Source organism: Paraburkholderia panacisoli (assembly GCF_008369935.1).
GTDB classification, from domain to species: Bacteria; Pseudomonadota; Gammaproteobacteria; order Burkholderiales; family Burkholderiaceae; genus Paraburkholderia; species Paraburkholderia panacisoli.
On the sequence record NZ_VTUZ01000043.1, the window covers coordinates 1 to 18,748 of the forward strand.

General features: G+C 59.9%; 18 protein-coding genes. 14 read left to right on the forward strand and 4 right to left on the reverse strand.

Annotation, left to right across the window (positions count from 1 at the left end):
- The first annotated feature begins 457 nt into the window (after window positions 1-457).
- Window positions 458-928, forward strand: a complete 471-nt coding sequence (locus FVF58_RS39600) for a GNAT family N-acetyltransferase (protein WP_149675112.1) — start codon at window positions 458-460, stop codon at window positions 926-928.
- A gap of 85 nt (window positions 929-1,013) precedes the next feature.
- Here FVF58_RS39600 and FVF58_RS39605 read toward each other — a convergent pair whose 3' ends face one another.
- Entirely contained in the window at window positions 1,014-2,033 is a 1,020-nt protein-coding gene (locus FVF58_RS39605; protein WP_149675113.1) for a GlxA family transcriptional regulator, read from the reverse strand.
- 133 nt (window positions 2,034-2,166) lie between these two features.
- Here FVF58_RS39605 and FVF58_RS39610 point away from each other — a divergent pair, with 133 nt between their 5' ends.
- From FVF58_RS39610 to FVF58_RS39625, 4 genes are all read left to right on the forward strand, one after another.
- Window positions 2,167-2,808, forward strand: a complete 642-nt coding sequence (locus tag FVF58_RS39610; protein WP_149675114.1) for an HD domain-containing protein — start codon at window positions 2,167-2,169, stop codon at window positions 2,806-2,808.
- 128 nt (window positions 2,809-2,936) lie between these two features.
- On the forward strand, window positions 2,937-3,587 hold the full coding sequence (locus FVF58_RS39615; RefSeq protein ID WP_149675115.1) for a glutathione S-transferase family protein: 651 nt from the start codon (window positions 2,937-2,939) through the stop codon (window positions 3,585-3,587).
- Between the two features lie 150 nt (window positions 3,588-3,737).
- On the forward strand, window positions 3,738-4,619 hold the full coding sequence (locus tag FVF58_RS39620; protein ID WP_149675116.1) for an NmrA family NAD(P)-binding protein: 882 nt from the start codon (window positions 3,738-3,740) through the stop codon (window positions 4,617-4,619).
- Window positions 4,620-4,671: 52 nt separating this feature from the next.
- Window positions 4,672-5,130: a MarR family winged helix-turn-helix transcriptional regulator gene (locus FVF58_RS39625; protein ID WP_149675117.1), complete on the forward strand. Its 459-nt coding sequence runs from the start codon at window positions 4,672-4,674 to the stop codon at window positions 5,128-5,130.
- Between the two features lie 144 nt (window positions 5,131-5,274).
- Here the strand turns inward: FVF58_RS39625 and FVF58_RS39630 are convergent, their stop codons facing one another.
- Window positions 5,275-6,321, reverse strand: coding sequence for a YncE family protein (locus FVF58_RS39630; RefSeq protein WP_149675118.1), 1,047 nt, complete (start codon window positions 6,319-6,321; stop codon window positions 5,275-5,277).
- A complete protein-coding gene (locus FVF58_RS39635; RefSeq protein ID WP_425469010.1) occupies window positions 6,318-7,583 on the reverse strand; it encodes an MFS transporter in 1,266 nt (421 codons plus the stop codon). The genes FVF58_RS39630 and FVF58_RS39635 overlap by 4 nt, the downstream gene beginning before the upstream one ends.
- Before the next feature lie 648 nt (window positions 7,584-8,231).
- Between FVF58_RS39635 and FVF58_RS39640 the strand changes: the two genes are divergently transcribed.
- The 9 genes from FVF58_RS39640 (at window position 8,232) to dhaK (ending at window position 16,635) form a co-directional block, all read left to right on the forward strand.
- The gene (locus tag FVF58_RS39640) at window positions 8,232-9,251 is read left to right on the forward strand and encodes a LacI family DNA-binding transcriptional regulator (RefSeq protein ID WP_188131081.1); all 1,020 of its coding nucleotides are present in this window, start codon (window positions 8,232-8,234) and stop codon (window positions 9,249-9,251) included.
- A 114-nt stretch (window positions 9,252-9,365) separates the two neighbouring features.
- A complete protein-coding gene (locus FVF58_RS39645) occupies window positions 9,366-10,697 on the forward strand; it encodes an ABC transporter substrate-binding protein (protein ID WP_149675120.1) in 1,332 nt (443 codons plus the stop codon).
- A 70-nt stretch (window positions 10,698-10,767) separates the two neighbouring features.
- The gene (locus FVF58_RS39650; RefSeq protein ID WP_149675121.1) at window positions 10,768-11,724 is read left to right on the forward strand and encodes a carbohydrate ABC transporter permease; all 957 of its coding nucleotides are present in this window, start codon (window positions 10,768-10,770) and stop codon (window positions 11,722-11,724) included.
- Window positions 11,721-12,674, forward strand: a complete 954-nt coding sequence (locus tag FVF58_RS39655; RefSeq protein ID WP_149675122.1) for a carbohydrate ABC transporter permease — start codon at window positions 11,721-11,723, stop codon at window positions 12,672-12,674. Before FVF58_RS39650 ends, FVF58_RS39655 begins: the two co-directional genes overlap by 4 nt.
- Complete coding sequence (locus FVF58_RS39660) at window positions 12,671-12,865, forward strand: hypothetical protein (protein WP_149675123.1); 195 nt, start codon at window positions 12,671-12,673, stop codon at window positions 12,863-12,865. Before FVF58_RS39655 ends, FVF58_RS39660 begins: the two co-directional genes overlap by 4 nt.
- Before the next feature lie 3 nt (window positions 12,866-12,868).
- The gene (locus FVF58_RS39665; protein ID WP_149675124.1) at window positions 12,869-13,984 is read left to right on the forward strand and encodes an ABC transporter ATP-binding protein; all 1,116 of its coding nucleotides are present in this window, start codon (window positions 12,869-12,871) and stop codon (window positions 13,982-13,984) included.
- Window positions 13,977-14,996 (forward strand): ABC transporter ATP-binding protein, encoded by a 1,020-nt coding sequence (locus tag FVF58_RS39670; protein WP_149675125.1) that lies wholly within the window; start codon window positions 13,977-13,979, stop codon window positions 14,994-14,996. The genes FVF58_RS39665 and FVF58_RS39670 overlap by 8 nt, the downstream gene beginning before the upstream one ends.
- Complete coding sequence (gene dhaL / locus FVF58_RS39675) at window positions 14,993-15,631, forward strand: dihydroxyacetone kinase subunit DhaL (RefSeq protein ID WP_149675126.1); 639 nt, start codon at window positions 14,993-14,995, stop codon at window positions 15,629-15,631. The genes FVF58_RS39670 and dhaL overlap by 4 nt, the downstream gene beginning before the upstream one ends.
- Window positions 15,632-15,645: 14 nt before the next feature.
- A complete protein-coding gene (dhaK, locus tag FVF58_RS39680) occupies window positions 15,646-16,635 on the forward strand; it encodes a dihydroxyacetone kinase subunit DhaK (RefSeq protein ID WP_149675127.1) in 990 nt (329 codons plus the stop codon).
- A gap of 243 nt (window positions 16,636-16,878) precedes the next feature.
- Here the strand turns inward: dhaK and FVF58_RS39685 are convergent, their stop codons facing one another.
- Window positions 16,879-17,232, reverse strand: a complete 354-nt coding sequence (locus FVF58_RS39685; protein ID WP_149675128.1) for a BON domain-containing protein — start codon at window positions 17,230-17,232, stop codon at window positions 16,879-16,881.
- Window positions 17,233-18,748 lie beyond the last annotated feature (1,516 nt).

The window sequence follows — 18,748 nt, forward strand, 5'->3', positions numbered from 1 at the left end:
CTCGCACCAGTGGGTTGTCGGTCATCGCGGCGCTGCTACCCACGTTATAGCTCGTCGCCATTGTGAAATCGTTTCTTCAGGAACACCGTACCCGGCACGGGTTTGGGAAGCTGAGTATTCGTTATCGGACGCAGGCGCACCCGTAGACTCGAAGCTAAAACGGCAATCGTCTAGCGTTTGGGTCGACTTATTCGTAGTCCACGGGTGCATGTCCCGCCTCGACTGGCAGCTCGCTGCCAGTCCCACAGTATCGATGAAAGCGGGACGGACTATCTATACAGGGTCGATTCCGGCGACTCGTCGGGAGCCCAGGTTCGCCCGTCAGCGGATCGGTAACTCAGCTGTCCGGTGAATGGCATTGCGCATCCGTCGGCATTCGCCGGCCCCAACCGATTGATGCCGATTCCCTTTATCCATTACTCTGGCGAATACCTGCTTATCGCGATCGGCGGTTGTGATGAATCTGGATTTTCGGCTGGCCGTCCCCGGAGACTCGGAATGGCTATTTGACACGTACCGGCGAACGATGAAACGTTTCGTTACCTCAGCGTACGGCTGGGACGACGACGTGCAGCAAGCGGGGTTTGCAAAAAGCCTTCGCCAAGGCTCTTGTCAAATAGTTACATGGGAAGGCAGTCGATGCGGGTTCATGCACTGGGACGTCGAACCGGATCTCATATGGCTGAGGATGCTGTGCATCGTGCCGGAGATGCAACACAAGTCGATCGGCAGTGCGGCGCTTGCCAAGGTCATGTCGTTGTCCAGTCACTTACAAAAACCGCTGTACTTGAATGTCTTCGTATGCAACCGGGCTGCCTATAACTGGTACAGCAGAATCGGGTTTGTCGAAATCGACAACGACGGCAAGGTTGCCACTTTGGTGCTTGCTCCTTCGTCGTCACCGGCTCTTGTGGAACGGCATGCGTAGTTTCTCAAGCACCGTGTCTCCATCGGGAACAGCCAGGTTCGGCCCGATTTAAGACGTTCGGCGTCGCTGCCCGGGTCGTTGATAATCACTTGCTTGTTGCGAACCGCCGCGCGTATTCTTTTGGGCTCACCCCGAAGCGGCGTGTAAAGGCCTTCCTTAGTACGTCGACGCTGTGGTAACCACTCCGACGACAGATCTCTTCCATCGATCGCTCCCCGAGCTGAAGCGAACGACAGATCGCTTCGAGCCGGACGTCTTCGACGTATCTCGCGGGAGTGGTCTGCAATTCTCGCTGGAACATGCGTATCAGCGTCCTGACGCTGGTTGAAAGTCGGGCTGCCAGTATCTCGACGGTAAGGTCCCTCTGCAGATGCTCACCGATCCAGAGGCACAATTCGTCCAGACTTGAATTGTGTGTACGCTGTGACTGAAGTGCGACGCTAAACTGCGCCTGTCCGCCGGGACGGCGCAAAAACAGAACCAGATTCCTGGCAATCTCCAAAGCGAAGTCATTTCCCAGATCTTCGCTCACCAGGGCAAGCGCGAGGTCTATTCCCGACGATATGCCCGCCGACGTGTACACGTTACCGTCTTTCACCCAGATCGGAGCCGGATCAACCTGCACCTGGGGGTAGCGCTCCGCCAGGCGCTGTGCCGCGCCCCAATGAGTCGTCGCCCTGCGTCCGTTCAGAAGGCCTGCTGCAGCCAGGGCAAACGCTCCGACACATATCGAGCACACGCGCCGTACTGTCTGCGAGCGCGTTCGGATCCACTCTATGGCTGTCTGATCAAGCTGATCGAACGTCCTGGTGCCCGTAGTCACGAGCAACGTGTCGATCGGCTCGTTCGCGCGACGCTCCTGTTCGAGGGTGCGATGCCCCCTGAGCCCAATACCTGTTTCGCTCTCCAGGTGCACATCGGCAGCCGAGCAAACCAGTTCGAGTGCGTATGGGGCAGTTTTACCACCGTGCAGCTGATTCGCCCACGCGAATACTTCCGCTGGGCCGATCACGTCGAGCGCGTCCACCGGGGGCAAACCCAATATCACAATCCGCTTGGCCGTTGCACCCGCAGGCGGGTCGAGCGGCTTCGTCCGTTTTCTCATAGAGCCGCATTCGCATGTTCAGGCATAGGGCAACCCATTGTGGCATAAATCGTCCATAAGCTGTCATTTATGCCATCCTCGAACTGGCTAGACTGGGCTGCTATGCAACTTCACATGTCCTGGAGGGCATGCCATGCGTGAACCTGTGATTATCGGAGGAGTTCGGGCTCCTGACTCGGATATCGCCTCCAAAGCCGCTTCGCTCGTCGAAAGAGTCCATTCCACGGCGATGATGCATCACGTGCATCGGACATGGTGGTTCGCCGAATTCCTCGGCAAGAAGCGAGGTCTGAAATACGACCGCGAAGTGGTGTACCTCGCCTCCCTGCTTCACGATCTGGGCCTGACGGATGAATTTGCCGCAGACCAACGCTTTGAAGTAGACGGCGCCGATGCGGCCAGCCGCCTTTTGCTGGCCCATGGCTACCCGGAATCGAAAGCGGAACTTGTGTGGGATGCAATCGCGTTTCACTCCGCTGGCGGCCTCGCCGACCGCAAGCAGCCAGAAATCGCCCTCGTCTATATGGGCGCCCATCTCGACGTCTTCGGGCTCTTTCTGGACGAAGTCACGCCCTCACTGATCGATGACACGCTTACGCTTTACCCGCGCGTTGGATTCAAAGCGGCGTTTACCGAAGCGTTGGCTGAAGTCGCCAGAAAGAAACCCCATACGACTGTGGGTACAGGCATCGCCGATATCGGGCGTCGCCACGTACACGGTTTCGACATTCCGAACGTGTGCGACCTGATCCATGATGCTCCGTTTGAAAGCTGACATAGCGCTTCGCTAGCACGCATGCTGCTTGGGCCACTACAGATGTGGCGCGCGAAGCATGTTTCTGCGCTCCTCTCTTTCAGTGGCCGGCCACCGTGTCAGTTGATGTCGGAAGGGCGCGCTTATGAATGAAGGTGCCTGCCCTGAACGTTATGGAAGATCCGCTCATGGCAGCGGTCCGTCTTTACGGAGCGCAAACAGGTAACAGCCGAAGGGCGGCCATTGCCCTGGAGGAGGCTGACATTCCGTATTCCGTCATCCGGGTGGATCTGAGAGCCGGAGAGCACAAGACTGCTGCATTTCGAGCACTTAACCCGCGTGGCCTCATCCCGGTTATGGTCGAAGAACGCGAGGAGGAGGCGGATTTCATCCTCACCCAGTCGAACGCGATCATGCTGTATGCGGCGAGTCGATCTCGCGAAAGGCTAATGCCTGGATCGGGCCCGGCAGCAGGCCTGTTTTTCGATCGCCTGTTCTATTTCGTCACTGAAATTATCGCACCCAACGGCAGCGCTTTCGCGCTGACACAAGAAGGCCACGAACACAGCGCCGCATTTTTAGCCGGCCGCTCGCTCGAGGCTCTCGTTCAGGCCGAACGATTCCTCAGAGACGCGCCATACATGGCGGGCGACAGCTTCACAGTCGCCGACACCGCGGCCTACACGAGCGCCTTCGCCGAGCGGCATGCCCTCGACTGGTCCGGGTTGCCGCTGCTCAACGCGTGGTACACGAGGAACAATGCGCGGCCCGGCGTCGTCCGTGGCATGGGCGCTTTCTAGCGCGGCCCTCATTCAGGACCGGGAGGGTCGAAGGATGCCACCCGGGTTGCCTGCGGAGCCCTCATGTCAAAAAGAACTTGCAACTAAGAGCATATGCTCCTATATTAACTGGCAGGAGCATATGCTCTTAACTTTCTGAGGATCAAGATCATGAACGAAACGACCATTCTTGTAAGCGGCGCGACCGGCCGTACCGGTGGTGCAGCCATCGACGAACTGCTCCAGATGGGCAAGCGTGTACGCGCTTACGTGCGCTCGGACGACGAGCGGGCAGCGGCGCTGAGGGCGCGCGGCGTTGATATCGCCGTCGGGGATTTCTCCGACATCGATGACATCCGTGCGGCCATGGAGGGTGTCAGCTCCGCCTACTTCCTTCACCCGATCGCACCGGGGATTCTCGGGGCCGCAGCCTATTTCGCGCAGGCCGCGAAGGAAGCCGGCGTCACTGCGATCGTCAATATGTCGCAGATTTCGGCGCGGCGAAGGTCGACCAGCCATGCGGCGCAGGACCACTGGATTTCGGAGCAGGTCTTCAACTGGTCGGGTGTGCCTACGACGCATCTGCGGCCCACCTTCTTTGCGGATTGGCTGGTCTACCCGCATTTTGCAAAGCAAATCTGGGCCAGAAAGAAGATCGATTTTCCGTTCGAAAACGGCCGTCACGCTCCGATCAGCTCGGACGACCAGGGCAGGGTCATCGCTCACATTCTGGCGAATCCAGCAGACCATGGCGGCAAGACTTACACTCTCCACGGCCCGGTCGAGATGAACCACAGGGAAATCGCTGCAGCCATGAGTGAGGTGCTCGGCGTGACGATCGAATACGCCCCGGCTTCGATCGAAGATTTCAAACGCCAGATGGAGCAGGTGTACAAGTTCCCTCCGTTCCTTGTGCAGCACCTCGTCGAAGTCGCGCAGCACTATCGGGAAGGGGTGTTCCAGGGTACTAACGATGCCGTCGAGAAAATCACCGGGACGCCGGCGCTTTCTGTCCCGGCTTTCATCGAGAAGTATCGGAGCGCTTTTGCCTGACGAACGCGCGAGGCAGCCTGGGCAATTTGATCAACATTGAGGAGGACACGAGATGCTGCCGGAAAACCAACCCATCGGGGTCGATCAATGCAACTGCTTTACGGTGAGGAAAGCAGCCCGTCAGATCTCGCGACTTTACGACGCCTGTCTCCAGCCGTCCGGCCTTCGCATCACGCAGTTTCTTATCCTGGCGACCCTGAATGAACAGCAGAGCGCCTCGGTCAATGCTCTTGCCGAACGCCTCGACATCGAACGGACAGCGATGGGAAAAATGATCGGTTTTTTGGAGCGCGATGGTTTTGTGACGATGCGGCCGTCTCCCACGGACGGTCGCATCCGTATCGTCGAACTCACTCCGGAGGGAACGGATCTTTTTGAACGGGCGGCGCCGCTTTGGCTTGAAGCGCAGCATCAGTTCAGCATCATGAACGGGCCAAAAAATGTGGCCGTGATGCGCCGGAGCCTTTCGCAGATGAAGGTCGACAATGGTGCGACATCTTCCGCCGAATAACCGCTTGTCTGTCTGTTTCGTCGACTGTGCAGTTCGCATCGACAGTACCCAGTGGCCGAAGCGTGCCAGGAAGCGGCCCGTCGTAATCCGACTAACCCGAGGTCCCCTCCTATGCCCGTCATCGTTTCACAGAGACGGTAAAACTCACCGGGGCGCCATGACACGCAGCACCGGACGTCCGTCGACGTTTTTCAGCGGGAAATAGGCACGATGCGTCGATGGATCGACACTAACCACATGCGCGTTGGGCCCGATCCGACCTTCGCCGATTTTCGACACGGTTGAGAGACCCACGGTAAACATCGACACGATGCCTGCTTCGCCAGCAACATAGAGCGTGCCCGGACCTGGATCGAAGGCGAGCACATCGGGATCACCGCCAACGTCGAATGACTGGACGAGATGCCTGGTGAGCAGGTTCAGCGTCAGCAGTCTGTCGTTGCCTTCGCACGCGACGAACGCGAGGTGTCGTTGCGCAACGATATAGAGGCCGTGGTTGCCGCGTGCGCCCGGCAGATCGATCCGGGCGACGATTGTGTCGGTCGATGGATCGATTTCGACGAGTTGTCCTCGCGACTGGACATTGACGAAGATGTGACGGGACGCTGCATCGTACTGGGTGTTGCCGACTTCGCCACCCAACGGGATCGCGTTGGTGCGGCGATTGGATCGGGTATCGATCACAGTTTCGGTCCCACCCGTCTCGTCCGATACATAGAGCTTCCGGGTGTCCGGTGCATATGCCATCCCGTCCGGATAAACGCCACCCTGCATGCGTGCGGTGATTTTCAGGGTGGCCTCGTCGATGGCAACGACTTCGTTCGTGCCGGTCGCGGACGCGTACACGCGCAACAGTTCAGGTATCACCAGGACGCCATGAACGGCAGCGATGTTGCCAATGCGGGCAACGACACGTGAGTTTTTCGTGTCGAAGACGATTACTTCGTTGTCGCCCAGGTGTGCGATGAACAGCAGATGCCGGTCGGGGTCGTAGCTTTCGTAATCGAGCCGGGAGGCGCGACCCGGCAGCGGGATGTCGGCGACATGCGTCAGCGGCAGTTCGACCATGGGTGAAGTGCCAGCAGCGGTCGCACTGTGATGGACGACGAGTGCCGCCGCAATCGCGACCATCAAAGGAACGACGAATAACATTGCAGCGTAGTGACGGTTCGTGTCGATTCGATCGTTCATGACGAGCCTCCGTCGGGCCTGACATGACGAAATGCGACGAGCAGCGAAAGATCGTAGGCAATCTTCAGCGCACCGCACGCGACAAGTGGAGCACCGAGCCACCCAAGGCCCAGCAATACGCCTGAAAGGGTGGGCGCGAGCGCTGCAGCCAGGCTTCGCGGAACCGCAGTAAAGCTCGCCGCCGCCGGACGCTCCCCGGACGTGACGACTGACATCACGTAGGCGCTGCGTGTGGGCACGTCCATCTGCGAAAGTGCACTGCGTGCGAGAAGCAGCGCGAGGGTCAGCGTGAGGGTAGGCGCAAACGCTGCGGCAATCAGGCATAGGCTCGAGGGGATATGCGTGAACACCATTGTGTTGAGCAGGCCGATGCGGCGCGACAACGGTGCCGCGGCCAGTTGAGAGCCGGCGCCAAGCAGCCCGGCCCAAAAAAAGAACTGACCGGCCGCGCCGAGCGAAAGTCCGAACCGCTGGATCAACCACAGGGTCAGCAGCGAGTTGACGAGAAGTCCGCCCGCGAAGGCGTCAACGCTAAAGAGCAGCGCAAGGCGGATGACAATCCCGCGTGAAGGACCAAGCGGTACGCGCGGCGCGTCGGTCCTGGACTCGCGTGCCGGCAGACGCCGGTAGAGCAGCAAGATAACGAATCCTGCCGTCGCGTAGACGATGAACATCACGCGTATCGCCGTGAGTGGCGAAGCACCTGAGTGGGCGCTGATTGAACCGGGCAGGCCAGCCGCGAGGGCGCCGACAGCGGCGGACAGTCCACCGACCAGGCTATACCGTGCAAACAGGGCGGTCCGTGCGTCGCCCGTTGCGGCTTCCGCGAGCCTTGCATGCTCGAGCGGAAGAAACAGGCTGACATCGCCGGAACTCGGGTTCAGCGTGCCGATGAACGCGACGACGAGTAGCGGCCACAGCGAAGACAGTCCTGCGAAAGCAAGACCTGTAGCCATCATCAGCACCGCCGCGAAGAGCAACAGGCCCCGCTGCGCAATGCGATTGCCTACGAGACCCACCAGGGCCGTCGCGATGGCCGACCCGAACAACGTGGTTGTGCTGATGAGCCCGACAGCCAGTTGCCCAAAGCCGAGCACCAGCAGATAGCCGGGTAGCAGTACTGCGATAAAACCATCGCAGATGCCGCGCAGACCACGGGCAACAAGCAGGATCGAGGCGCCCTCGTCGACTCCTTCTGGAAGGAGCAATGTAGACAACCGTGCCCTGACTGCTCGCTTGGCCATGCATCCAGGTATGCGCATTGTCCTTGCACCATGTAAAGAGTGCGTCATGGAACAGCATGCCATAACGCAGCTGTTCGTGACTGTTCGCAAAGGTGCGTGACAACCCGATGTATATCGCGAAATGGCCAACTGCTTCCGGGACAAGGTTTTTGGATATCGAGCGCATTACCTTCAAAAGGCGCGGGGCTGACAGGTTCAAAAGCGATTGGATGTCTCGTGTACCCGAGTGGCTGCAGAGGGGCGACACCGCTCTGATGACTCATTGATTTTTCTGTTGCGGTGATAACCGGCCCATTACCCCGTCAGTTTGTCAGACCCACGCGCCAACGTGACAGTGCCATCAGGCGAGTAGCCGCCGCATCTAGCCACCCGCACATGGGGCGCGAGCCCGTTCTTAACTTTGCGCGATTCCTCGGGTTCGACTCGTAGTCGAATGCGTGTATCGACCCTCGCAGCCGCACGTTTTTTAGCGGGCACTCCAACTGAATTGACGTCCCGTCATCCGGGCCGGGGTTGCAGCGACAGTAAGCGCATACAGGAATTTACCCGGTGCAACTCCTTCGTCAAGAATGACGCATTTAAGGAAATAAAAAAGCTTGCATTCCGCCAGCGGAAAACTATCTTGAGTTAACAAAATGACTCTTGGCTCGGCACCGGAGGAGACCCATGCCGGCTACACGTATGATGATTGCGCGTCGCGCCGGCGTCAGCGTTGCCACGGTAGACCGTGTGCTACGCGACGACCAGGGGGTTCGCCCCGAAACAGCCGAACGCGTCCATCTCGCGCTTGCGACGCTGCGTGACGAGCGTGCAAGCCGCGGCCGGCCCGCGAAAACCACTTCGTTCCGGGTCGCGTTCGTTTTGCCGCAAATCAACTCCCGCTTTCTTGATCAGGTCGAGCGCGATATCGCGCTGTCGGCCAGCTTCTTCCGCGAGCACCGCATCGTGCCGTCGTTCTATCGCTGCGACCTGTCCAGCCAGCGAGACGCCATGTCATTCGCCCAGCAACTGATCGACTACGATGCGCTTGTACTCGTGCCGCTCGATTACCCGTGGGTCGAGCGGATGATTCAGGACATGACGGATGCGAACGTGCCCGTCGTCACGGTGTTCTCTGACTTGCCGTCGAGTGCTCGTGCTGCGTACGTCGGCGTCGATAACCGCATCGCGGGACGAACTGCCGGCCTGCTCATGGGGCGCTTTGTCGGTTCGCGCATCGGCACCGTTGCAGTGTTGTCCGCGTCGTCGCGGCTGCACGATCAGCTCGAGCGGCGCACCGGTTTCTCTCAGGTTCTCGAAGAAGATTTCCGCAACCTGCGCTGGGTCACCGAACCCGATTTCGCCGAAGACGACGATAGCGCGGGCCTCGCCGTGCAAGGGCTGATTGCCGGACACCGCGATCTGGTCGGCGTGTATGTGACGGGCGGCGGCATTTCCGGCATCGCGTCCGCGTTGCAGGAGTCGGGCGACAAGGCGCGCGTCGTCCTGATCGGCCACGAATGCACCACCGACACGCGCGTGCAATTGTCCGGGCGCGCGATCGACGTGATCCTCGATCAGGACGTGCGCGGCATCGTCCATTGGGCGGGCCTTGCGGCGATCAATTTCCTGAACGACGTGCGTGGTGTGCTGGTCATTCCGACGCCCGAAACCCGAATTTATCTTCGTGAGAATGCGCATGCCTGACGCTCGCGACACGCGGACCGCGTTCTGAATCCGCCAGAGCCCAAATACAGCGCCTGGCGCATGGGTGCTGTCTGTCATCAGGTTGGAGACCCGAGAGAGACAAGGAGAAAACAAATGTTACGTCTTACGTCAGCAAGGGTAGTCGCGGCGGTTCTAGCGTCGATGGGGCTTTGCTTCGGATCGGCTGCGCACGCGCAAGGCAAGCAGTTGACGCTGTGTTGGGCCGCGTGGGATCCGGCCAACGCACTCGTCGAATTGTCTAAAGATTTCACAGTCAAGACCGGCATCGCGATGAAGTTCGAATTCGTGCCATGGACGAGCTACGCGGACCGCTTCATCAACGAGCTCAATTCGCATGGCAAGTTGTGCGACCTGATCATCGGCGATAGCCAGTGGATCGGTGGTGCGGCCGTCAATGGGCACTACGTGAAGCTCAACGATTTCTTCGCGAAGAACAAGATATCGATGGACGATTTCGTGCCGGCAACGGTTGTCGGCTACGCGGAATGGCCGAAGAACACGCCGAACTACTGGGCTTTGCCAGCGATGGCAGACGCGGTGGGATGGACGTATCGGAAAGACTGGTTCTCAAGACCTGAACTACGCGCCGAGTTCAAGCAGAAATACAAACGTGAACTCGAACCGCCGACCACGATGGCTGAACTCAAGCAAACCGCCGAATTCTTCCAGGGGCGCAAGATCGACGGAAAGACGGTATACGGTGTGTATATCTTCACTGAGCGCGGCTCGGAAGGCATCACGATGGGCGTGACCAACATGCTCTACAACTATGGCTTTGAATATCAGGATCCAAAGAAGCCATATCACCTCGATGGGTTCGTGAATTCGGCTGGAGCAATCAAGGGGCTTGAGTTCTATAAGGCGCTTTACAAGTGCTGCACCGCGCCGGGCATGACGAACGCCTACATGCAGGAAGGACTCGATGCGTTCAAGTCCGGTCAGGTCGCGATGCAGATGAACTGGTTCGCTTTCTTCCCCGGACTCTATAAGGACCCGAATGTCGGTGGCGACAAGATCGGATTCTTCGTCAATCCAAAGGACGTCAAGCAGTTCACGCAGCTTGGCGGGCAAGGCATATCAGTCGTTTCGTATTCGGATCACAAAGCGGATGCGCTCGAATACATCAAGTGGTTTGCGCAAGGCGATGTGCAGAAGAAGTGGTGGCAACTCGGCGGTTATTCGGCGGCGAAGTCGGTTGTGGATGCACCGGACTTTCCAAAGAGCGCGCCGTTCGCGCCGGCCTTCCTGACGTCGATGTCGATCGTGAAGGACTTCTGGGCAGAGCCAGCCTACGCCGAGTTGCTGCTCGACATGCAAAAACGCGTGCACGACTATGTGGTGGCCGACAAGGGTACCTCGAAAGAAGCGCTTGATTTGCTGGTCAAGGACTGGAACAAGGTCTTCAAGGCGGAAGGGAAGAACTAATACTCAAGGGACCTCAACGCGCGGAGCTCCGGGCTGCCTGAGATGGGCAGTCCGCGCAAAGGAGTCAGTCATGTTGGCGAACAAGCCTTTTCCTCCGGAAGGGTTGCAGTCGAAATCGCAGGCGCGCGCGGCGGCGCGCCTGCGCGGGCTGTCCGACCGGACAATCGCGTGGCTGTTCATCCTTCCGACCATCGTACTGCTGCTTGCGATCAACATCTTTCCGTTGATCTGGGCGTTGCGCCTATCGTTCACGAACTTCAAGTCGAACATGCCGAGCGTACCGGCGCGTTTTGTCGGCATCGACAACTACACGGACATCCTGACCGACGAAGACATCTGGTACGCGATGCAGGTCACCGCGCGCTTTGTGTTCTGGTCGGTCGGACTCGAAGTGTTGCTCGGGTTCGGGCTGGCGCTTCTGATCAACCGGCAGTTTCGCGGCCATAGTTTCTGGACGACGCTGATCCTGCTTCCGATGATGTTGTCGCCCGCCGTCGTCGGCAACTTCTGGACTTTCCTGCTGCAACCTCAAACGGGCCTTTTCAACGACATCGTCAGTTTCTTCACAGGCATTCCGCCCAACTCGTTCCAGATGATCGGCGACGTGGCGCTCGCTCCGTGGACCATCGTCATGGTCGATACATGGATGTGGACGCCCTACGTCATGTTGATCTGTCTTGCCGGCCTGCGTTCGATTCCCGACTACATCTACGAGGCGGCCGAAGTGGACCGTGCTTCGCCGTGGCGCCAGTTCTGGTCGATCACGCTGCCGATGACGCTGCCGTTCCTGATGCTGGCGGTTCTGTTTCGCGGCATCGAGAACTTCAAGATGTTCGACATGGTGAATCTGCTGACGTCGGGCGGTCCTGGTTCCGTGACGGAAACCGTGTCGATCACCCTCAAGCGCGCGGCGTTCGAGAAGTGGCAAACGGGTTATTCGTCTGCGTTGGCGATCATTCTGTTCGTCGTCGTGTTCGGCGCCGCGAATATCTATGTGAAGGCACTCAACAGGGTGAAACAGCGATGACAGACCTGGCCCTTCAACAATCGGTCGTAGCCGCGTCGCCGCGCGGCAAGACGTTTGCGGCCATCGTCGTGGTCGCGTACGCACTCGTTGCGACGTTGCCCATCGTGTGGATTATCCTGACGAGCTTCAAGACGCAGGAGGACGCAATTGCGTATCCACCCGTCGTGATGTTTCAGCCATCGATGGAAGGCTACGTGAATCTCTTCACGATCCGCTCGCGGCAGACGCCGGAGTTCATCGCGAGCCTGCCTCCGGCGCAGACCTGGTATGACCGTGACGTCCGCAAGCGCAGTATGGTGATTGCGGGACCGTCGAAGGTCTTGCCGCGTTTCGTCAATTCGCTCGTGATCGGCTTCGGCTCGACGTTTCTCGCGGTGTTTCTCGGCACGCTGGCCGCGTATGCGTTCTCGCGTTTCAAGGTGCCGCTGGCGGACGATCTGCTGTTTTTCATTCTATCGACACGGATGATGCCACCCATTGCCGTTGCGATTCCCATCTATCTGATGTATCGCGCACTCGGGCTGGCCGATAGCTACCTGGGCATGATCGTGCTGTACACGGCCGTGAATGTGTCGCTGGCAGTGTGGTTGCTGAAGGGCTTCATCGACGAGATTCCGCGCGAATATGAGGAAGCCGCGCTCGTCGACGGTTACACGCGGCTGCAGGCTTTTATCAAGGTCGTGTTGCCGCAGGCGATCACGGGCATTGCCGCAACCGCGATTTTCTGTCTGATCTTTGCCTGGAACGAGTACGCGTTTGCCTTATTGCTCACAAGCGGCGACGCGCAAACCATGCCCCCGTTCATTCCGTTCATCATCGGCGAGGGCGGCCAGGACTGGCCAGCCGTCGCGGCCGCGACGACACTGTTCGTGCTGCCGATCCTGATCTTCACCGTCGTGTTGCGCAAGCACCTGTTGCGCGGCATTACTTTCGGAGCGGTGCGCAAATGAAAGTGCAAACCACCTTGCCAAGCCGGCGCTTTTTCCGTCGGCGCTACTGTGAAGGCGCTTCGACGGTGCTCATCGGCGTCGGCATCGCGATGCTTGTTCAACCGTTCACGGTCGATCTCTATACGTGGTCGTTTCCTGTGATCCTGGCGGGCGCGCTGGCTTTCGTCGTGACCAGCCACTTTCCGGACTGAGCCATGTCGACGATCGTTCTTTCAAATCTTCACAAACGTTTCGGCGATTTCACGGCCGTGCGCAATACGAATCTGACGGTGAGCGCTGGCCGCTTCGTTGTGCTGCTCGGACCTTCCGGCTGCGGCAAGACGACGACACTGCGCATGATCGCCGGGCTCGAGTTGCCGACGTCGGGGCAGATTCATATCGACGGCAAAGATGTCACGGCGCTGCGCGCGCGTCAGCGCGACATTGCGTTCGTGTTCCAGATGTTCGCGCTCTATCCTCACATGAGCGTGCGCAACAACATCGCATTTCCGCTGAAAAACGAGGGCATTTCGCGGCGGGAAATCGCAACGCGCGTCGAATCCGCCGCCCATATGCTGCGCATCGAAAGCATACTCGACCGCAAGACGGGCGGACTCTCGGGCGGCGACCGTCAGCGTGTCGCATTGGGGCGCGCGATCGTGCGGCATCCGAAGGCCTTCCTGATGGATGAGCCGCTCGGCACGCTCGATGCCGATTTCCGCGAGCTGATGTGCCTCGAGCTGCGCAAGCTGCACAACACGCTTAACGCAACCACCGTCTACGTCACGCACGATCAAAGCGAGGCGATGGCGATGGCCGACGACGTCGTGGTGATGAATCAGGGCGAAGTACTTCAGTCCGCGTCGCCGCATGAGATTTATCACTTTCCTGCCACCGTTTTCGTCGGCAAGTTCATCGGCAGTCCGCCGATGAACTTCCTTTCTGTCGACGCCGGCGTCGAAGCGGGTGCGGAACGGGTGTCGCTTGGCGGTGCGCCGGTCCCGGTGCCGCGCGTTGAGGCCTGCGCCGCAAAGGCGCTGCTGGGCATCCGGCCCGAGCACGTCCTGATCGACGCGCGCGGTGCCTTGCGTGGCCGCGTGATCGCCGACGAGTATCTCGGCTCGCATCAGATCCTCGTCGTGGATACATCGCTTGGCATTGTGCGCGTGAGGGTCGGCAAGGACGAAGGGCGGGCGGCCGGGGCACAGGTCGGTCTGTCGTTTCGCAAGGAACGCACGCTGCTGTACGACGCAGCGAGCGGCAAGATGCTCCCGGGCGCGGCGCGGCAGATGGCTGTCAATGGGAACGGCAATGGGGACGCTTATGTCTGAGATCCGTTTGCACCACGTGACGAAACGCTTCGGCGATATCGTCGCCGTAGACGACGTGTCGATCGACGTGAAGGAGGGCGAATTCGTCGTGTTGCTCGGGCCGAGCGGCGCAGGCAAGACGACGACGCTGCGCCTGATCGCCGGGCTCGAAAAGCCCGACGCTGGGGAAATCTTCATCGACGGCAAAGCGGCGACGGATTCGCATCCGGCGGATCGCGACGTTGCGTTCATCTTTCAACAGTATTCGCTGTATCCCCATCTGACCGTGTTCGGCAATCTTGCTTTTCCATTGCGTTCGCCGCGGCGGCGCGTGAGCGAGGCGCAAGTCACCGCGCGCGTGCAGGCGGTGGCCGAGATGCTGCACATGGAGTCCAAGCTCGGCAACATGGCGACGCATCTGTCGGGCGGCGAAATGCAGCGCGTTGCGATTGGGCGCGCGCTGGTGCGCGAGCCCAAAGTCTTCTTGATGGACGAGCCGCTGTCGTCGCTCGACGCAAAACTGCGCGAGGAACTGCGGATCGAACTGAAGCGGCTGCATCGCACGATCGGCGCGACGATTATCTACGTGACGCACGATCAGGTCGAAGCGACGACGCTCGCCGATCGCATCGGCATACTCGAGCATGGCCGCATCGTGCAGATGGGCGCGCCGCGCGAAGTGTATGGCAATCCGGCTTCCCTCAGCGCGGCTCGCCGCCTCGGCTCGCCGCCCATCAACTTGCTGCCCCCCGCGCTGTTCGATGCCGCCGCGATGCCGGCGGGCACGTCGACGGTCGCGATCCGTCCTGAAGATATCGTGCTGCACGCCCCCGATGCGCGCGACGTGCTCAACCTTCGCGTGCTCGAGTATTCCCCGCTTCGGCATCTGCTGATTCTGGACCGCGATGGCACCGCAATTGTCGCGACGACGATGACCGAACGCAATTTCGCGCCAGGGCAAACGGTCGGCGTGTCGCTGCCGCCGCGCAGCCTTCTTTATTTCCGCTCCGATGGCAGGAGGATTCCGGCATGAACGGCAAAACGGTCATGGCGTGCATCGAGGCTGCGCATGCCACGCTGAAGGAACACACCGACGAAATCGCGGCGCTTGATCAGCAGATTGGCGACGGCGATCATATCTTCAACTTGTTACGCGGCATCGATGCGCTGCTCGCGATGCGCGCGGAGATAGAGGCGCAAGCGTTCGCATCCGCGCTGGACCTTGCGGCGTCGAAACTGCTGTCGACGGTCGGCGGTTCGTCCGGGCCGTTGTTCTTTTCGTTGCTGCACGGAATGGCGAAGGCCTCGGCCGAAAGTGCGCACGCGCTGAGCCTGGAGGACGCGGCGCGGATTTTCGCCGCAGGTGTCGATGCCGTCGCTCAGCGCGGCAAGGCGGGCATCGGCAGCAAGACGATGATGGACGTGCTCATCCCCGTCGCGTCGCGTTTTGCAGAACTGGCTGACACCAACGCGGCGCCGGAAGCCGTGCTCGATGCGTTGCCGCTGGTCGCCGAAGCGAGCATGCTGGCCACGCGCGACATGCTCGCGACGAAGGGGCGCGCGTCCTTTCTCGGCGAACGCTCGCGCGGTCACATCGATCCGGGCGCGCGTTCGAGTCAGTTGATGATCGAGGCGGTATGTGCGCGGCTCGCGCAAGACAGAGAGTGAAAGGAGCGTAGGCCATGAAGAAATTTATCAATCACGTCGACGACTTTTTGACCGAGAGCCTCGCCGGATTCGCCGCCGCGCATAGCGATCTTGTCGTGCTCAATCAGGAACCGGTATTCGTGCGGCGCAAGACACTGAAGCCGGGCAAGGTTGCGCTGGTCTCAGGCGGCGGCTCGGGACACGAGCCTTTGCATAGCGGCTTTGTCGGCTACGGGATGCTCGATGCGGCGTGCCCTGGCCAGGTTTTCACTTCGCCAACGCCCGATCAGATGATGGCTGCCGCGAAGGCCGTCGATACCGGCGCGGGGACGCTCTTCATCGTAAAGAACTATTCCGGCGATCTGATGAACTTCGAAATGGCGTCGGAGATGTCGGAAGTACCGAATGCAATGGTGTTGATCAACGACGACGTCGCCGTCGAAAACTCCAGTTACACGACGGGCCGACGCGGTGTGGCGGGTGCCGTGATCGTCGAGAAACTGGTGGGCAGCCTTGCCGAAAGCGGCGCGGACCTCGAACAATGCAAGGCGTTCGGCGACCGCATCAACAAGAATACGGCGTCGATGGGCGTTGCGTTCTCGAGCTGCACGGTGCCCGCAGCGGGCACATTGACGTTCAAGATCGGCGACGATGAAATCGAAGTCGGTGTCGGAATTCATGGCGAGCCGGGGCGGCGGCGCGCGCGTTTTGCCGCGGCCGACGCGATTGCGGGAGAACTGCTGACGGCGATCGTCGCCGATCTGAAACCGCGGACTGGCTCGGAATTGCTGGTCCTGATCAATGGGCTAGGTGGCACGCCGCTCGGCGAACTGTATCTGTTGTTCAATTCCACGCGCTTATGGCTGCAACAGCGCGACCTGAAGATCGCGCGCGTGCAGGTCGGTTCGCTGACGACCTCGCTGGAAATGGCCGGTGCGTCGATCACCGTGTGTGTGATGAACGACGACATGACGCGGCATTGGGATAGTCCGGTGCATACGCCGTCGCTGAGGTGGGGGATATAGCGCGTCCGGCCGCGTTCGGGCCAGAACGTGTCAAAACGCCTGGCCACAGGGAATTGACGAGACCAGTCTCGGCGCAGGTCGCGGCGTGTGAATTGCGGGAACACAAACCTCTAATCACAGCCGCACATATTGCAAAGGCTCTACAACCGCGTGCGGGTATCACGCCGCATCACCTTCATAAGGGTTTCTGAACCGGGTAGCTTGATCACCGCTTCATGTTGTTCCAGGCGCCGCGTTGAAGGGTTAATACCCTTTCGTATAGAGCGACAGATGGTTACTCACCGACGTTACACCCGGCACGCCCTTCGCCACGTCCGCGGCCTGCTGGATCTGAGGACCGTCCGGCACGCTGCCGGATAGTGTCACGACACCTCCGCGCGCCTTGACGAATACGTTCGACACGTTGAAGTTGGGCGCTTTCGATAGCGCCTTGCGTACATCGCGAGCCAGCATCTTGTCCGCTGCCGTCGCCTTGCCTGAACTTGCAGCCGGACTCGACGCCATCGGCATGGCGTTGCTGGTTTGCGCGTAGACATTCGACGTCAGCGTCACGCATCCCACGACGATGAGCAGATTCACAACGTTGCATGCTTTCATGATTGCCTCTCTTGTTCGGTTTGGCAGATCGTGAGTCAAAGATAGCCAACATTCCGCTACTAACAAAGCCGCTTGCACGATTAAGGGAAAACCCGTATTCAGGCGGGCGCCCGTTGCGCAGGGCGATCATCCGGCGAGTTCCCGAATGCTGCCGGTGAGCGTTGCCGCGGAGTCCTCGGAGGCGACACCCGCGAGCCACGAAACCAACTTGTTGTCCCCGGGGCGCGTCTGTGAGATCGAATTGAATCGTGCACGCGTTCGGATCTGCGGTGAGGTCTCGCCAGCGATACTGCGGCTGCTCGGTCAATTCGAAACAGCCGCTGACCGCGCACCAGCTCGAATGGCCGGAGAGGGGCGGAAGTCCTCGGGCGTGCGTGAGTCGCGAACGAAGCGATGTTTCGTCGCCGCGACCGTTGTTGCCGTCAGTTACCTTCGTTGCGTGGCTTCGCTCAATGCGACGGATCGAAGTCATATTGCACAGCGGCAGTGCGCGCATACCGAGTGCCGCCGCATAGTAACGCTCGGCTTGGTGACGATGTAATTGCCGATCTTCGTTAGGATGCACGCGGCCGCCGCACGGAGCCACACCGTTTTGGGCGACTAGCGTACCGGAAGACCCCAATGTTCAGGTGCGGAAACCATTCGCTCGAAGCACACTGTTCATCGGAACGTCACCGTCAAGACATGAGCCCCGATCGGCGAGAAGCAGCGGTTCAGTCGCGGAGTACCAGCGAACTGGCGCTGCGCGAACAGACTCATCAACCACCGCGATACATTGGGTCGATGCTATCAGCGGGGGCACGCCGGCCAGATTGCGACTTGCCCGATTCCGCACCGCCGACGCCACTGCGGCTCCCGTCAACCGCGCTGCCGTGGGCTTTTACCGCGGCCTTCGTTTGAACGGCGTGACCGCGATGCGATACTGGCGAACCGACATCGGCGCGATAGAGGGAAGTCTGCCCGTCACCGCCCGCGAACGCGGGGGCCGCCAACGATGCGCAGCTTGCGACTAACAGAACGGCGAGAGATTTCGCTTTCATGACGACTCCAATATGCTTGTTGAGCGTTCGAATGCAGCCGGATCAAGTCCGTTGCGGCGCGCTATGGTCAACGGTGATGGGACGATGTGTGGGGCCGTGCCGCGCGCTAACAAAGAAGCTCAACGAACAACACATTTCTCGGGAGCTGAGCAATGCTGCCGACGCCGTCGCGGTAGCAACAGACCGGTCGTGCCCGCAGCGACACGTGCACGGGTTATGCCAAGCCTGATTCGCGCGCCCTCCGAGTGATGCTAACCATCGGAAAATAAACAATATTTTCCCGACCACGAGGGTTACCACAGCTCGATGAGGAGCGGCAGATGTCAGTCTGTCGACAACTTTTTTTGAGCCTCTGTGTGCGGTCACCCAACAGAACAAACACTGCGCGCACAAGCGCGAGGAACTCGAGATTGCGAGCGATGACCTCGGCTGGTCGGGGGAAATATTGCGTCGCCTTGAAACAGGCGTTTTCTATT

What these genes read in the sequence shown, in the direction of transcription:
- FVF58_RS39600 (WP_149675112.1), top strand. Translation starts at nt 458, where the DNA reads ATGAATCTGGATTTTCGGCTGGCCGTCCCCGGAGACTCGGAATGGCTA.
- FVF58_RS39605 (WP_149675113.1), bottom strand. Translation starts at nt 2,033, where the DNA reads ATGAGAAAACGGACGAAGCCGCTCGACCCGCCTGCGGGTGCAACGGCC.
- FVF58_RS39610 (WP_149675114.1), top strand. Translation starts at nt 2,167, where the DNA reads ATGCGTGAACCTGTGATTATCGGAGGAGTTCGGGCTCCTGACTCGGAT.
- FVF58_RS39615 (WP_149675115.1), top strand. Translation starts at nt 2,937, where the DNA reads ATGAAGGTGCCTGCCCTGAACGTTATGGAAGATCCGCTCATGGCAGCG.
- FVF58_RS39620 (WP_149675116.1), top strand. Translation starts at nt 3,738, where the DNA reads ATGAACGAAACGACCATTCTTGTAAGCGGCGCGACCGGCCGTACCGGT.
- FVF58_RS39625 (WP_149675117.1), top strand. Translation starts at nt 4,672, where the DNA reads ATGCTGCCGGAAAACCAACCCATCGGGGTCGATCAATGCAACTGCTTT.
- FVF58_RS39630 (WP_149675118.1), bottom strand. Translation starts at nt 6,321, where the DNA reads ATGAACGATCGAATCGACACGAACCGTCACTACGCTGCAATGTTATTC.
- FVF58_RS39635 (WP_425469010.1), bottom strand. Translation starts at nt 7,583, where the DNA reads ATGCGCATACCTGGATGCATGGCCAAGCGAGCAGTCAGGGCACGGTTG.
- FVF58_RS39640 (WP_188131081.1), top strand. Translation starts at nt 8,232, where the DNA reads ATGCCGGCTACACGTATGATGATTGCGCGTCGCGCCGGCGTCAGCGTT.
- FVF58_RS39645 (WP_149675120.1), top strand. Translation starts at nt 9,366, where the DNA reads ATGTTACGTCTTACGTCAGCAAGGGTAGTCGCGGCGGTTCTAGCGTCG.
- FVF58_RS39650 (WP_149675121.1), top strand. Translation starts at nt 10,768, where the DNA reads ATGTTGGCGAACAAGCCTTTTCCTCCGGAAGGGTTGCAGTCGAAATCG.
- FVF58_RS39655 (WP_149675122.1), top strand. Translation starts at nt 11,721, where the DNA reads ATGACAGACCTGGCCCTTCAACAATCGGTCGTAGCCGCGTCGCCGCGC.
- FVF58_RS39660 (WP_149675123.1), top strand. Translation starts at nt 12,671, where the DNA reads ATGAAAGTGCAAACCACCTTGCCAAGCCGGCGCTTTTTCCGTCGGCGC.
- FVF58_RS39665 (WP_149675124.1), top strand. Translation starts at nt 12,869, where the DNA reads ATGTCGACGATCGTTCTTTCAAATCTTCACAAACGTTTCGGCGATTTC.
- FVF58_RS39670 (WP_149675125.1), top strand. Translation starts at nt 13,977, where the DNA reads ATGTCTGAGATCCGTTTGCACCACGTGACGAAACGCTTCGGCGATATC.
- dhaL (WP_149675126.1), top strand. Translation starts at nt 14,993, where the DNA reads ATGAACGGCAAAACGGTCATGGCGTGCATCGAGGCTGCGCATGCCACG.
- dhaK (WP_149675127.1), top strand. Translation starts at nt 15,646, where the DNA reads ATGAAGAAATTTATCAATCACGTCGACGACTTTTTGACCGAGAGCCTC.
- FVF58_RS39685 (WP_149675128.1), bottom strand. Translation starts at nt 17,232, where the DNA reads ATGAAAGCATGCAACGTTGTGAATCTGCTCATCGTCGTGGGATGCGTG.